Annotated in this window: 10 protein-coding genes and 2 rRNA genes; 11 read left to right on the forward strand and 1 reads right to left on the reverse strand. The window is 64.3% G+C overall.

Annotated features, from left to right (window positions below):
- The 4 genes from DPV79_RS28860 to DPV79_RS28875 form a co-directional block, all read left to right on the forward strand.
- A 23S ribosomal RNA gene (locus DPV79_RS28860) occupies positions 1-95 on the forward strand; the annotation flags it as partial.
- A gap of 153 nt (positions 96-248) precedes the next feature.
- A 5S ribosomal RNA gene (gene rrf, locus DPV79_RS28865) occupies positions 249-361 on the forward strand.
- A 446-nt stretch (positions 362-807) separates the two neighbouring features.
- Complete coding sequence (locus DPV79_RS28870; RefSeq protein WP_113047095.1) at positions 808-2,883, forward strand: molybdopterin-containing oxidoreductase family protein; 2,076 nt, start codon at positions 808-810, stop codon at positions 2,881-2,883.
- Between the two features lie 136 nt (positions 2,884-3,019).
- Positions 3,020-4,693: a long-chain fatty acid--CoA ligase gene (locus DPV79_RS28875; protein WP_113047096.1), complete on the forward strand. Its 1,674-nt coding sequence runs from the start codon at positions 3,020-3,022 to the stop codon at positions 4,691-4,693.
- A gap of 279 nt (positions 4,694-4,972) precedes the next feature.
- On the opposite strand, the gene DPV79_RS28880 is transcribed toward DPV79_RS28875, so the two are convergent.
- Positions 4,973-6,124: a porin gene (locus DPV79_RS28880; protein WP_027788458.1), complete on the reverse strand. Its 1,152-nt coding sequence runs from the start codon at positions 6,122-6,124 to the stop codon at positions 4,973-4,975.
- Between the two features lie 276 nt (positions 6,125-6,400).
- Between DPV79_RS28880 and coq7 the strand changes: the two genes are divergently transcribed.
- The 7 genes from coq7 (at position 6,401) to DPV79_RS28915 (ending at position 13,927) form a co-directional block, all read left to right on the forward strand.
- Positions 6,401-7,027: a 2-polyprenyl-3-methyl-6-methoxy-1,4-benzoquinone monooxygenase gene (gene coq7 / locus DPV79_RS28885; protein ID WP_027788457.1), complete on the forward strand. Its 627-nt coding sequence runs from the start codon at positions 6,401-6,403 to the stop codon at positions 7,025-7,027.
- Between the two features lie 386 nt (positions 7,028-7,413).
- A complete protein-coding gene (mraZ, locus tag DPV79_RS28890; protein ID WP_006487094.1) occupies positions 7,414-7,842 on the forward strand; it encodes a division/cell wall cluster transcriptional repressor MraZ in 429 nt (142 codons plus the stop codon).
- Positions 7,843-7,865: 23 nt separating this feature from the next.
- On the forward strand, positions 7,866-8,807 hold the full coding sequence (gene rsmH / locus DPV79_RS28895; RefSeq protein WP_059687213.1) for a 16S rRNA (cytosine(1402)-N(4))-methyltransferase RsmH: 942 nt from the start codon (positions 7,866-7,868) through the stop codon (positions 8,805-8,807).
- Positions 8,804-9,145, forward strand: coding sequence for a cell division protein FtsL (gene ftsL, locus DPV79_RS28900; protein WP_021159919.1), 342 nt, complete (start codon positions 8,804-8,806; stop codon positions 9,143-9,145). Before rsmH ends, ftsL begins: the two co-directional genes overlap by 4 nt.
- Complete coding sequence (locus DPV79_RS28905) at positions 9,142-10,989, forward strand: peptidoglycan D,D-transpeptidase FtsI family protein (protein WP_027788455.1); 1,848 nt, start codon at positions 9,142-9,144, stop codon at positions 10,987-10,989. The genes ftsL and DPV79_RS28905 overlap by 4 nt, the downstream gene beginning before the upstream one ends.
- Entirely contained in the window at positions 10,986-12,524 is a 1,539-nt protein-coding gene (locus tag DPV79_RS28910; RefSeq protein ID WP_042975357.1) for a UDP-N-acetylmuramoyl-L-alanyl-D-glutamate--2,6-diaminopimelate ligase, read from the forward strand. The genes DPV79_RS28905 and DPV79_RS28910 overlap by 4 nt, the downstream gene beginning before the upstream one ends.
- Complete coding sequence (locus DPV79_RS28915) at positions 12,521-13,927, forward strand: UDP-N-acetylmuramoyl-tripeptide--D-alanyl-D-alanine ligase (protein WP_113047097.1); 1,407 nt, start codon at positions 12,521-12,523, stop codon at positions 13,925-13,927. The genes DPV79_RS28910 and DPV79_RS28915 overlap by 4 nt, the downstream gene beginning before the upstream one ends.
- Positions 13,928-13,937 lie beyond the last annotated feature (10 nt).

Here is a 13,937-nt window from a genome sequence, read left to right on the forward strand (position 1 = left end):
AGGGTCGTTCGAGACCAGGACGTTGATAGGTCAGGTGTGTAAGCGCAGTAATGCGTTCAGCTAACTGATACTAATTGCCCGTAAGGCTTGATCCTATAACAAGTCTGCCTTGTAGATCGGCGCCGTGCGACAGCACTGGCTGCGATACAAAGCGACAAGTTGGATTCTCGTGTGTGATACACACAACTCAAAATTACTGCTTCTTCCAAGATTGGTTGTGCTGCGAAGCAGCGCAACAACCCTCTTTGCCTGATGACCATAGCGAGTCGGTCCCACCCCTTCCCATCCCGAACAGGACCGTGAAACGACTCTACGCCGATGATAGTGCGGATTCCCGTGTGAAAGTAGGTAATCGTCAGGCTCCCTAAGCCAAGAACCCCCGCCCGAAAGGCGGGGGTTTTTGCATTGGCGTGGCGGAAATGCGTGAGTGATCGGGATCGCTGGCCTTGCCCGAACTTTCACATTATTCCTCCCAAGTGCCCCCAATCGCAACGCCCGTTTTTTTTGAAATGACCGGTATCATTCGCGATCCCCTGGTCTATTGATCGTATCTCCGATCAAAATCCCAACTCCCTCCTCTCCGTGTACCGGTTAGCGACGTCGTGCACGTTCCGCCTTCCGTCGTCGACAACGCATATCGGACGGGCCATACAGGCCTCCCCCGCAGATGACGCGTGGTGCAACCGAAACTACCCTGGCTTCCTCCAATCGCTTTTTGGTCAGATAACCCAGAATCCGAACGAAATGAACGCTTTATTCGGCGCGTCCACGTAAAATTTGCGAACCCCCATCTATGCACTCAAAACGATGAATGCCGCGATTCAGGTAACCCGGGCCGTTTGCCCGCACGATTGTCCGGACACGTGTGCAATGCGTGTGACCGTCGAGAACGGCAAGGCGATCAAGGTCACGGGCGATCCCGATCATCCGCCGACACAAGGCGTGTTGTGCACGAAAGTCAGCCGATACGCCGACCGTGTTCATCATCCCGATCGCCTCACCGTTCCGCTCAAGCGCATCGGCGCCAAAGGGGAAGGGCATTTCGTCCCGATCAGCTGGGACGAGGCGTTCGACGAGATCGGCCGTCGTCTCGGTGAAATTGCGGCGCGCGCCCCGGAAGCGATCGTGCCGTACAGCTATGCGGGGACGATGGGGCTCGTGCAAGGGGAGGGCATCGCCCAGCGGTTCTTCCACAAACTGGGCGCCTCGCGGCTCGAGCGCGCGATCTGCGCGGCGGCCGGTGCTGCAGGGTTACGGTACACATATGGTGGCAGTCTCGGTATGCATCTCGAGCATTTCGAGGAAAGCGAACTGATTCTGATATGGGGAGCGAACCCGATCGCGTCGAGTCTGCACTTCTGGACGCGTGCGCAGGAAGCGAAGCGCCGAGGCGCCCGTCTTGTCGCCATCGATCCGTACCGTTCGCTGACAGCGGAGAAGTGTCATCAGCATATTGCGTTGAAACCGGGCACCGATGGCGCGTTCGCACTCGGCATGATGCACGTGCTGATTACCGAAGACCTGCTCGATCACGACTACATCGCCAGCCATACGCTCGGTTTCGACGCACTCAAGGAACGGGCGATGTCCTATCCGCCGGATCGTGTCGCGCAGATCTGCGGCATCGACGTGTCGGAGTTGATCGATCTTGCGCGTCGTTACGGCGCTACCCGGAAAGCATCGATCCGCCTGAACTACGGCATGCAGCGCGTCCGCGGCGGTGGCAACGCGGTACGGGCGATCGCAAGCCTGCCGGCGCTGACGGGTGCATGGCGCGATCGGGCCGGTGGGCTGTTGCTCTCTTCGTCGGAATCCGCGCCGGTCAACCAGGCTGCGCTGCTGCGTCCGGACTTGATGCCGGGCTGGCCGCACAAGCTGCCGCGCATCATCAACATGAACGCGATCGGCGACGCGCTGTTGCACCCGGGCGATGCCACTTTCGGACCGAAGGTCGAAGCGGTGATCGTGTACAACTCGAATCCGGTGGCGGTCGCGCCTGATTCCTCGAAAGTCGCGGCGGGGTTCGCACGCGACGACCTGTTCACGGTTGTTCTCGAGCATTTCAAGACAGATACCGTCGATTTCGCCGACATTGTGCTGCCGGCAACCACGCAACTCGAGCATCTGGACGTCCACAAATCGTACGGCCACACCTACGTGATGGCGAACCTGCCGTCGATTCCTCCGGTGGGAGACGCGCGGCCGAATACGGAGATCTTCCGCGGGATCGCGCGCAGCATGGGGCTGGACGAGCCCGCGCTCTATCACAGCGACGAAGAGGTCGCGCGTGCGGCCCTCCGCTGGGACGACCCGGCACTCGACAGCGACTGGGACACGCTGAAGCGCGACGGTTGGCTGAAACTCAAGCTGCCGGAGGCGCCGTTCGCGAACGGCGGTTTTCGTACACCATCCGGCAAGTGCGAGTTCTACAGCCCGCGGCTCGAGCAGATGGGGGTTGACCCAGTGCCCGACTACCTGCCGCCGTTCGAATCGGCCGAGGCGGCACCCGAGCTCGCGGCGCGCTATCCGCTCGCGATGATTTCGCCGCCTGCCCGTCACTTCCTGAACAGCACGTTCGTGAACGTCGACAGCCTGCGTCATACCGAAGGCGAGCCGCATCTCGACATTCACCCGTCGGATGCCGATGCACGGGGCATCGCGGAGGGCGATCTCGTTCGCATCTTCAACGACCGCGGATCGATGCAGGCGCTCGCGAGAATTACCGATCGTGCACGTGCAGGGCTCGTCGTCGGGCTGTCGATCTGGTGGAAGAAGCTGTCGCCGGACGGCAGGAACGCGAACGAAGTGACGAGCCAGGCGCTCACCGATCTCGGCAATTCGGCGACGTTTTACGATTGCCTTGTGGAAGTAGAACGCATTTGAGCGAATATCACCGTATCATCCGACGAATCTCCACGGAAGTTCGAAGTGGACATCTAACCCTGTTGTATCGGGACGGGCGAGCCGTTACGATGCGTTTTAGCACGATCATTCGAAAATCCGTGAGGAGACGCGCAGTATGAACAAAATTTGGCTGAAATCGTACCCACCCGGCGTTCCAGCCGAAATTGACGCGTCTCCTTATCCCTCCGTTCCAGACCTGCTCGACGAAAGCTTTCGCCAGTACCGCGACCGCACGGCGTTCGTCTGCATGGGCAAGGGCATCACGTACGGCGAACTCGACAAGCTGTCGCGCCAGTTCGGCGCCTGGCTGCAATCGCGCGGTCTAGCACGCGGGGCGCGCGTTGCGATCATGATGCCGAACGTGCTGCAGTATCCGGTGGCGATCGCCGCGGTACTGCGGGCGGGCTACACCGTCGTCAACGTCAATCCGCTCTACACGCCACGCGAGCTCGAACATCAGCTGAAGGACAGCGGTGCGGAGGCGATCGTCATCCTCGAGAATTTCGCGTCGACGCTGCAGGCTGTCATCGCGAATACGAGCGTCAAGCACGTCGTCGTCGCGTCGATGGGCGATCTGCTGGGCATCAAGGGATGGCTCGTCAACTACGTCGTGCGCAACGTGAAGAAGATGGTGCCGGCCTGGCAACTGCCGTCGTTCACGCGCTTCAAGGCCGCGCTGTCGGAAGGCGCGCGGCAGGCATTCAAGGCGCAGAAGATCGGCCCCGATGACGTCGCGTTCCTGCAATACACGGGCGGGACGACAGGCGTGGCAAAGGGGGCGACGCTGCTGCACCGGAACATCGTGTCGAACGTGCTGCAGGCCGGCGCCTGGCACCATCCGGCTCATGAGAAGTTCCCGGAGGTGAAACAGTTCGTGACTGTTGTCGCGCTGCCGCTGTATCACGTGTTCGCGCTGACCGTCTGCGGTTTCCTGACGATGCGTACCGGGGGCATGGGCATCCTGATCCCGAACCCGCGCGACATCGCCGGCATGATCAAGGAACTGAAGGGTTACCAGATCTCGACGATCCCGGCGGTCAACACGCTGTATAACGCACTGCTGAACCACCCCGAATTCAATCAGCTCGACCTGTCGAAGCTCGTGATCGCCAACGGCGGCGGCATGGCGATCCAGGAAGGCGTCGCGAAACGCTGGTATGAAAAGACCCATACGGCGATCATCGAAGGATACGGGCTGTCCGAAACGTCGCCGGTCGCGACCTGCAACCCGGTGACGGCGACCGAATACAGCGGGACGATCGGCCTGCCGCTGCCGTCGACCGAAGTGGCGATTCGCGACGATGCCGGCAACGACGTCGCGCTCGGCGAACCCGGCGAGATTTGTATCCGCGGGCCGCAGGTGATGGCCGGCTACTGGAACCGGCCGGACGAGACCGCGAAGGTCATGTTCGCGGACGGCTTCTTCAAGACGGGCGACGTCGGCGTGATGGATGCGCGCGGTTACGTGAAGATCGTCGACCGGAAGAAGGACATGATTCTCGTATCGGGCTTCAACGTGTACCCGAACGAAGTCGAGGACGTGGTGGCGTCGCATCCGGGCGTGTTCGAGGTGGCGGCGGTCGGCGTGCCCGACGAGCATTCCGGCGAAGCCGTGAAGCTGTTCATCGTGAAGAAGGACCCGGCGCTCACCGACAAGGACATCCTCGCCTACTGCAAGGAACGCCTCACTGGCTACAAGCGGCCGAAGCTGGTCGAGTTCCGTACGGAGCTGCCGAAAACGAACGTCGGCAAGATCCTGCGGCGCGAATTGCGCGACGGACGCGCGTAACGTCGCGGTTGATCGAAGGGAAAGGCCCGGCACATGCCGGGCTTTTTTGTTTGCAGTGCGGCCCCGAGGAGGTTTGTCTCCGAACGAGGCTGCCTCCGGAATGGGCTTGCGGCGGCGGCCGTGCGTTTCGACGGTTGCAGAGGCAGGCGGCATGACCCCCACGACGAGCGCGCAACGCCCGGCGCGATTCGCCGCACTCCGGTTTTGCCGTTCTGCACCGCAAAAGAAAAAGGCGCCCGGAGGCGCCTTCAATATGCTGCGGCTTGTCAGGCAAGCTGATTAGAACTTGTGGCGGATGCCGACGCGTGCCGCGACCTGGTTGCTGGTGCTCGAACCGGCGAGACCGTTGATCGATGCGGTTGCCTTGATCACGTCGCCGTTCGCGTCGAGCACGTTGCCCGATGCGTGCTGGTACACGCCGATCGCGTAGACGTCGGTGCGCTTCGACAGGAAGTAGTCGACGCCCAGCGAGCCTTGGTGGTACTTGGCTGCCGAGTTGCCGTCGATCTTGCTGCCTTGCGTGTAGTCGTACGCCGCGCCGAGAATCAGCGCCGGGGTCAACTGATACTTGAAGTTGATTTCGCCGTTGTTGAACGTCGCGGTCTGGTTCACGAACGGGCCTGCCGAGAAGCCCTTGAACTTCGTGTTCGAGTACGTCGCGCCGATCGTTGCTGCGCCGAACGTGTATGCGCCGCCTGCACCGATGACCTGGTACGTGTTCGCGTTGTTCGCGTACGCGCCGTAGATCGGCGACGAGACCGACGAAGACGCGGAACCGTTGTTGAACATGCCGCCGAACTGGTTCGGCGTACGTGCGTTCAAGTAACCGACGCCCAAGACCAGCGGGCCGTTGTTGTAGCCTGCGCCGAGCGACCAGACCTGGTTCTTCGAGAACTGGCCTGCCTGACCGCCGAAGCTGTACAGGCCGCCGAACGAGAAGCCGCCATAGGTCTGGCTCGTGAACTTGACCGCGTTGTTCACGCGATAGGCGTTGTTGAAGTTGTCGAGGTCGCCCGGGTGAGCAGCGATGTAGCCGCCCCACTGGTCGCCTGCCTCGAGCGGGCCGACGAAGTCGACGACGGAGTCGTATTGACGACCCAGCGTGACCGTACCGTACTGGCTCGACAGGCCGACGTAAGCCTGACGACCGAACATCAGGCCGCCCTGACCGAGCTTGCCGCTGTTCACGTCGAAACCGTTTTCGAGGGTGAAGATCGCCTTCAGGCCGCCACCGAGGTCTTCGGTGCCGCGCAGGCCGAAGCGGCTGCCTTGCATCACGCCGCTGGCCATGCTGTACAGGTGCTTGCCGCCCGCATTGTTGTTGAAGAGCAGGCCTTCATCGATGATGCCGTAAAGCGTCACGCTGCTTTGCGCATGGGCAGCGCCAGCGAACGCGCCCAGCGCGACGAGCGCGAGAAGCGACTTTTTCATTAACGGATCTCCAAAAATCACTGAATTTTTCTGGCGGGGCGGATAGTTATGTTCTGTTGACGGGCCCCATCAACTTCGCAAGAAGTCGCACGTAATGTAGCAAAACCGGTTTTTGCCACAAAGCGAAATGCCGCAGCTCAAGGCCGCCATGTTTCCTTTATGCAACAATGGTTAAAATCACGGGTTAACCGCAATTTCCGCTGAATAATCAAGTCGGTTACGCAGCGGACTCGTGCCCTTGCCGCTCGCGGCGGCACATGCAGCCAGGAGAACAGGATGGTGTTTGATGAACTGATCAGCGAATTCGATCGCGGCCTGCGGTCGTTGACGGGCATTAGCCGGATGAGCCGGCCGGTGCCCGCGCCGGCCGAGGCGCCCGCCGTCGAATTGACGCCCGCGGAGCGTACGCATGCCGCCGGGCTGATGCGCGTGAACCACGTCGGCGAGGTCTGCGCTCAGGCGCTGTACCAGGCGCAGAAGCTCACCGCGCGCACGGCATCCGCGAAGGCGATGTTCGAGGAAGCCGCGCGCGAGGAGGAGGATCACCTCGCGTGGACCGCACACCGCCTGAAAGAGCTCGACTCGCGCCCGAGCCTGTTGAACCCGCTCTGGTATGCGGGTTCGCTCGCGATCGGCGTGGCGGCTGGCGCGCTCGGCGACAAGGTCAGTCTCGGCTTCATGGCCGAGACCGAACGGCAGGTCGAGAGCCATCTCGAAGGCCATATGTCCGAGCTGCCGGCGGCCGATACCGCGTCGCGCGCGATCGTCGACCAGATGCGTATCGACGAGGTGAAGCACGGCAAGGCCGCCGCCGACGCAGGCGGGATCGAACTGCCGCTGCCCGCGCGAATGCTGATGCGCGCCGCGTCGAAAGTCATGACGAGCACTGCGTACTATCTGTGAGATTCGCACCGGGGCGATGCGTGACGTCGCCCCGGTTCCCCGCCGCTGATACCGCCCGTTTATTCCTCGTTTTCCCGCCCCCGAAAGCCCCGTCCGCACACCCGTCTGGCCCGTCTTTCTCACGTATCACCTTCACAAGTTGCACTAGCTCATTCATTTATAACGGTTTTTGGAATGAAGGGGCGCATGAGCATGTGCGCGTAAGTCCTTGTTCTAACTAACAAAATTCGTCAAAAAAGCGGGCCGCTCCCTTGACCGTGCCACACCCTTCCTCTAAAGTGGGAGACAGTGTGAGAAAGTGTATTTTTGTGTGATTTGGCGGGCTATTCCGGCTAAATTCTCAGCATTGAGCGGGTGCTTCGGTGCCCTGAACGGGAGAGCGGAAAGTGTTCCAAGGGGCGTCGGCGCTGACGCTCGATGCGAAAGGGCGGATGTCGGTGCCGGCTCGCTATCGCGAAGCGCTGCAAGGACAGGCAGAAGGACGGGTGACTGTGACCAAGCACCCGGACGGCTGCCTGTTGCTGTTTCCGCGCCCCGAATGGGAAGTATTCCGCGCCAAGATCGCCGCGCTGCCGATGGACGCGCACTGGTGGCGGCGCATTTTTCTCGGCAATGCGATGGATGTCGATCTCGACAGCGCCGGCCGGATTCTTGTATCGCCCGAGCTGCGCATGGCAGCTGGACTGGAAAAGGAAGTCATGTTGTTGGGAATGGGTAGTCACTTCGAGCTGTGGGATTCGCAGACCTACAACGCGAAGGAGCAGGCGGCGATGGCGCAGGGCATGCCCGACGCGCTGAAGAATTTCACGTTCTGATTGCGGTGACGGAGACGCCCGCGATGGGAAACGAATTGCGGCATCGGACGGTGCTGTTGGATGAAGCGGTCGAGTCGCTCGTGACGCGGCCGGACGGCGTTTATGTCGACGGCACGTTCGGGCGCGGCGGTCATAGCCGCGCGGTGCTCGCGCGGCTGGCGACAGCCGGGCGGCTGATTGCGTTCGACAAGGACCCGCGAGCGATCGAGACGGCGCAGGGCATCGAGGATGCGCGCTTCTCGATCGTGCATGACAGCTTTGCATCGATGCGCGACGCGCTTGCGGCGCGCGGCGTCGAGAAGGTGTCGGGTGTGTTGCTGGACCTGGGCGTGTCCTCGCCGCAGGTGGACGATCCGGCGCGTGGCTTCAGCTTCCGCGCCGATGGCCCGCTGGACATGCGGATGGATCCGACGCGCGGCGAGTCGGCGGCGGAATGGCTCGCACGGGCTTCGGTGCAGGAATTGACGGAGGTGATACGGGATTATGGGGAAGAACGGTTTGCTTTTCAGATTGCAAAGGCGCTTGTTGCTCGCCGGGCAGAGTCCGACCGTCTTGGGCCTCTCGACACCACGGGCGAGCTTGCCCAAATCGTGGGTCACGTCGTCAAAACCCGTGAGAAGGGCAAGGATCCGGCAACCCGCACCTTTCAGGCTATACGGATTCACGTCAATCAAGAGCTTGCGGACCTGCAAGTCGTACTAGACGCGGCACTGTCGTTGCTGGAGCAAGGGGGGCGGCTGGTGGTCATCAGCTTTCATTCACTCGAGGACCGGATCGTCAAGCGATTCATGCAGGCGCACGCGAGTGCGCCTGCGGTCGATCGTCGCCTGCCGATCCGCGCCGTCGATCTCCCGAGCCCGCCGCTCAAGATCATCAGCCGCCAGTTTCCGAGCGAAGCGGAAGTCGCCGCGAACCCGCGCGCCCGCTCGGCCGTGATGCGCATTGCGGAGCGCGTCACGCCATGAGCCGCTTCAATATCTTCCTGCTGATCATCGTGATGGGCTGCGCGCTGTCGGTCGTCAATTCGACGAACCAGCAGCGCCAGATCTTCATCCAGCTGCAGCGCGCGCAGTCGCAGGAGCGTCAGCTCCAGCAGGACTACGCGCAGCTTCAATATCAGCAGAGCGCGCTGTCGAAGACGTCGCGCATCGAGCAGCTTGCGAACGATTCGCTGAAGATGCAGCCGATCTCGACCGGCCGCACGCAATACCTGACGCTGCCGCCGGGCGCGGCGAAGGCGATCGATGCGCCGATCCCGGCTTCGGCGGACACGGCCGGCAAGGGCAAGGGAGGCGCGCGATGAAGCCGTCCCAGAAGCGCCAGAACGTGAAGTTCTCGTCGAGCCCGGTGCTGGGCGTGCATCTGCCGATGTGGCGCTCGAAGCTGGTCGTGTTCCTGCTGTTCATGGCGTTCGTCGCGCTGGCCGCGCGCGCGTTCTGGATCCAGGGGCCCGGCAACGCGTTCTACCAGAAGCAGGGCGAAAGCCGCTACCAGCGCACGCTCGAGCTGCCGGCGACGCGCGGCAAGATTCTCGACCGTAACGGGCTCGTGCTCGCGACGAGCCTGCCCGTGCGCGCGATCTGGGCGATTCCCGACGCGGTGCCGGACGATCTCGATGCCGACAAGGTCAACCAGCTCGGCAAGCTCCTCGGCATGACGTCGAAGGAACTGCGCGTGAAGCTGTCGGAAGACAAGGGTTTCGTCTACGTGAAGCGCCAGGTGCCGATCGACGTCGCGGACAAGGTTGCCGCGCTCGACATTCCCGGTATCTATCAGCGCAACGAATACAAGCGCTTTTATCCGGAAGGTGAGATCACCGCTCACCTGATCGGCTTCACGAACGTCGAGGACGAAGGGCAGGAGGGCGTCGAGCTCGGCGACCAGAAGATGCTGTCCGGCACGTCGGGCGTACGTCGCGTGATCAAGGACCGGCTGGGGCACATCGTCGAGGACGTCGCCGAGCAGATCCCGCCGCACAACGGCACCGACGTCGACCTGTCGATCGACAGCAAGATCCAGTACATCGCGTACGCGAACCTGAAGGCCGCCGTCGAGAAGTTCAAGGCAAAGGCCGGCGCGGCCATGGTCGTCGACGTGCGCACCGGCGAGGTGCTCGCGCTCGTCAACTACCCGACGTACAACCCGAACGACCGCTCGCGCATGACGGGCGAGCAGTTGCGCAACCGGATCATGACCGACGTGTTCGAGCCGGGCTCGATCATGAAGCCGTTTACGGTGTCGCTCGCGCTCGACCTGCACCGCGTGACGCCGAACACGCTCGTCGAGACGGGCAACGGGCATTTCGTGCTCGACGGCGCACCGATCACCGACGACGCGGGTTTCGGCACGCTGACGGTCGGCGGCGTGATCCAGAAGTCGAGCAACATCGGCGCGACGAAGATCGCGATGACGATGCGGCCCGAGGAAATGTGGAATATGTATACGAGCATCGGCCTCGGCCAGGCGCCGAAGGTCGGGTTCCCGGGCGCGGTGGCCGGCCGCCTGCGTCCGTGGAAGAGCTGGCGTCGCATCGAGCAGGCGACGATGTCGTACGGCTACGGCCTGTCGGTGTCGCTGTTCCAGCTTGCGCGCGCGTACACGGCGATCGCGCATGACGGCGAACTGATGCCCGTGACCATTTTCAAGACCGACCCCAATCAGCCGGTCGTGGGCACGCAGGTATTCAACCCGACCACCGCGCGCGAAGTGCGCGCGATGCTCGAAACGGTGGTGGCGCCGGGCGGCACGTCGCCCGATGCGGCCGTGCCGGGCTATCGCGTCGGCGGCAAGAGCGGCACCGCGTACAAGCATGAGGGGCACGGCTACACGCGCAAGTACCGCGCGTCGTTCGTCGGGATGGCGCCGATGCCGAATCCGCGCATTGTCGTCGCGGTGTCGGTCGACGAACCGACCGCCGGCAGCCACTTCGGCGGCCAGGTGTCCGGCCCCGTATTCTCGGCGATCGCCGGCGACACGATGCGTGCGCTGAACGTGCCGCCGAACATGCCGATCAAGCAGCTTGTCGTGTCTGACGATTCGCCGGCAGCACCTTCCGCAGCGGGGCCGCAAAAGCTGGCCGCGGGTGGCGGCGCGAAGCATATGATCGTGTCCAGCACGACGCGTAATTCACCAGGAGTTGTTCGATGAGCGCCGCTCGCAGTTCCCATCCGGCGCATCAGCAGATCGCAGCCGCGCTTGCGTGGCTGCATCAGCATGTGGCCCCCGCAGCGCAACTGCATGCCGACACGCGCAGCCTCAAGGCCGGCGACGTGTTTTTTGCCTATGCGGTCGACGGGGCCGACAACCGCGCTTTCATTGTCGATGCCGTCGCGCGCGGCGCGGCCGCCGTACTGTATCAGCCGGAAGGGCTGGCCGCGGCGCCGGCGGTGCCCGTTGCGCTGGCCGTGCCGGCGCTCGACCAGCTCGCCGGCGAGATCGCCAGCGGCTGGTACGGCAATCCGAGCGACAGCCTGCTTGCGGTGGGCGTGACCGGCACGAACGGCAAAACGTCGTGCACGCAATGGATCGCCGCCGCGCTGACGGCGCTGCACCAGCCGTGCGCGGTGATCGGCACGCTCGGCACCGGGATGCCCGGCCAGCTCGTGCCGACGGGGTTCACGACGCCCGACGCGCCGCAACTGCAGCGCAGTCTCGCGCAGTTGCGCGACGCGGGCGCGAAGGCCGTGGCGATGGAAGTGTCGTCGCACGCGCTGCACCAGGGGCGCGTGAACGGCACGGGTTTCGACATCGCGGTGTTTACGAACCTCACGCAGGATCACCTCGACTATCACGGCACGTTCGATGCGTACGAGGCCGCGAAGGCGAAGCTGTTCGCGTGGCGCGGCCTGCGCGCGGCAGTCGTCAACCGCGACGATGCTGCCGGTCGGCGCCTGCTCGAGAAGCTCGCCGGCCGCGTGCGTACGATCGCGTACGGGATCGGCGACGCACCGGCGCCTGACGCCGATCGCGAACTGGTCGCGCTCGACGTGCGTGCCACCGCGACCGGCACGGCGTTCCACCTGCGCTCGTCGTGGGGTGAAGCGGACGTCGAGGTCGGCACGCTCGGCACGTTCAACGTCAGCAACCTGCTCGCGGTGCTCGGCTCGCTGCTCGCGGCCGACCTGCCGTTCGACGCGGCGCTCGCCGAGATCGCGCGGCTCGAGTCCGTCAACGGACGGATGCAGCGGCTCGGCGGCCGGCTGCAGAACGACGAACCGCTCGTCGTGATCGACTATGCACACACGCCCGACGCGCTCGAAAAGACGCTCGACGCGCTGCGCCCGATCGCCACGGCGCGCGGCGGCCGGCTCGTCTGCATGTTCGGCTGCGGCGGCGATCGCGATGCGACGAAGCGCCCGCTGATGGGCGCGATCGCGGAGCGGCTCGCCGATGAAACCGTCGTCACGAGCGACAACCCGCGCAGCGAGGATCCGCAGCGCATCATCGACCAGATCGTCGCGGGCATGACCGCGGCCGATCACGCACGTCGTATCGAGGATCGCGCGAGCGCGATCCTGCAGGCCGTGCGCGGCGCCGCACGCGAGGATGTCGTCGTGCTGGCCGGCAAGGGCCACGAGGCCACGCAGGAAATCATGGGCAAGAAGCGTACGTTCTCCGACCAGGATCACGCGCGGCTCGCGCTGGCAGCGCGCGCGACGCACGGCAAGGGAGGCGCCGAATGACGATGCTCAGTCTCGGCGAAGCCGCTCGCCTGATTCCCGGCGCAACCGTCCACGGCGATGCGGGCGTCACGTTCGACCACGTGTCGACGGACAGCCGCACCGTCGGCCCCGGCGACCTGTTCGTCGCACTGAAAGGCGAGCGCTTCGACGCGCACGACTTCCTTGGCGATGTCGCTGCGCGCGGTGCTGCGGCGGCGCTCGTCGCGCACGTGCCGGCGGGCGTCACGATGCCGGCGATCGAAGGCGGCGAAACACGTGCCGCGCTCGGCGCACTGGCACATGGCTGGCGCAAACGATTCGCGCTGCCGCTCGTCGCGGTGACGGGCAGCAACGGCAAGACGACCGTCAAGGAAATGATCGCGTCGATCTTCGCGGCGGCGGTCGGCGCCGACGCGCGGCTCGCGACGTCCGGCAACCTGAACAACGACGTCGGCCTGCCGCTGACGCTGCTGCGCCTGTCGGCCGCACATCGTCTCGCGGTGATCGAGATCGGGATGAACCATCCGGGCGAGACCGAAGTCCTCGCGCGCCTCACGGCGCCGACGGTCGCGCTCGTCAACAACGCGCAGCGCGAGCACCAGGAGTTCATGGCGACGGTCGAAGCGGTCGCGCTCGAACATGCTGCCGTGATTCACGCGCTTCCGCCGGACGGCGTTGCGGTGTTCCCGGCCGACGACGCGTATGCGGGCATCTGGCGCGTCGCGGCGACCGGCAACCGGATCCTCGATTTCGCGCTGCACGACGCCGAACGGCAGAACGACGCGCAGGTCACGGGCCGTCTTCACGGCGGCGAACTCGCGATCGATACGCCCGCGGGCGCCGTCACGGTGCGGCTGCGCGCGCTCGGCGAGCACAACGCGCGCAACGCGCTGGCCGCCACGGCCGCGGCGCTGGGTGCCGGCGTCGCGCTGTCGGCGATCAAGCAGGGTCTCGAATCGTTCGAGCCGGTCAAGGGCCGGCTGCAGGTGAAGCAGGCGATCGCGGGCAGCCTCGCGGGTGCGACGGTCGTCGACGATACGTACAACGCGAATCCCGATTCGATGCGTGCCGCGATCGACGTGCTCGCCACGCAACCGGCGCCGCGCGTGCTGGTGATCGGCGACATGGGCGAGGTCGGCGACGAAGGGCCGGCTTTCCATCGCGAGGTCGGTGCATACGCGCGCGAGCGCGGGATCGACGCGCTGTTCGCGCTTGGCGACGCATCGCGTGATGCGTGCATGGCGTACGGCGACACGGCACGCCACTTCGACGACGTCGGCGCGCTTGTGGCGGCGCTGCTCGCGGCCGGTTACGGCGCGCAGGCGACGCTGCTCGTGAAGGGCTCGCGGTACATGAAGATGGAGCGCGTGGTCGACGCGCTGACGAACCAACCCGCGGCGGGCACGGCGCCCGCGGCACACTGAGTAGAAGGAA

Source organism: Burkholderia reimsis (genome assembly GCF_003294055.1).
Lineage (GTDB): Bacteria > Pseudomonadota > Gammaproteobacteria > Burkholderiales > Burkholderiaceae > Burkholderia > Burkholderia cepacia.

Excerpts from the sequence above, each read along its gene's own strand:
- DPV79_RS28870 (WP_113047095.1), top strand. The coding sequence starts at position 808 with ATGAATGCCGCGATTCAGGTAACCCGGGCCGTTTGCCCGCACGATTGT.
- DPV79_RS28875 (WP_113047096.1), top strand. The coding sequence starts at position 3,020 with ATGAACAAAATTTGGCTGAAATCGTACCCACCCGGCGTTCCAGCCGAA.
- DPV79_RS28880 (WP_027788458.1), bottom strand. The coding sequence starts at position 6,124 with ATGAAAAAGTCGCTTCTCGCGCTCGTCGCGCTGGGCGCGTTCGCTGGC.
- coq7 (WP_027788457.1), top strand. The coding sequence starts at position 6,401 with ATGGTGTTTGATGAACTGATCAGCGAATTCGATCGCGGCCTGCGGTCG.
- rsmH (WP_059687213.1), top strand. The coding sequence starts at position 7,866 with ATGGGAAACGAATTGCGGCATCGGACGGTGCTGTTGGATGAAGCGGTC.
- ftsL (WP_021159919.1), top strand. The coding sequence starts at position 8,804 with ATGAGCCGCTTCAATATCTTCCTGCTGATCATCGTGATGGGCTGCGCG.
- DPV79_RS28905 (WP_027788455.1), top strand. The coding sequence starts at position 9,142 with ATGAAGCCGTCCCAGAAGCGCCAGAACGTGAAGTTCTCGTCGAGCCCG.
- DPV79_RS28910 (WP_042975357.1), top strand. The coding sequence starts at position 10,986 with ATGAGCGCCGCTCGCAGTTCCCATCCGGCGCATCAGCAGATCGCAGCC.
- DPV79_RS28915 (WP_113047097.1), top strand. The coding sequence starts at position 12,521 with ATGACGATGCTCAGTCTCGGCGAAGCCGCTCGCCTGATTCCCGGCGCA.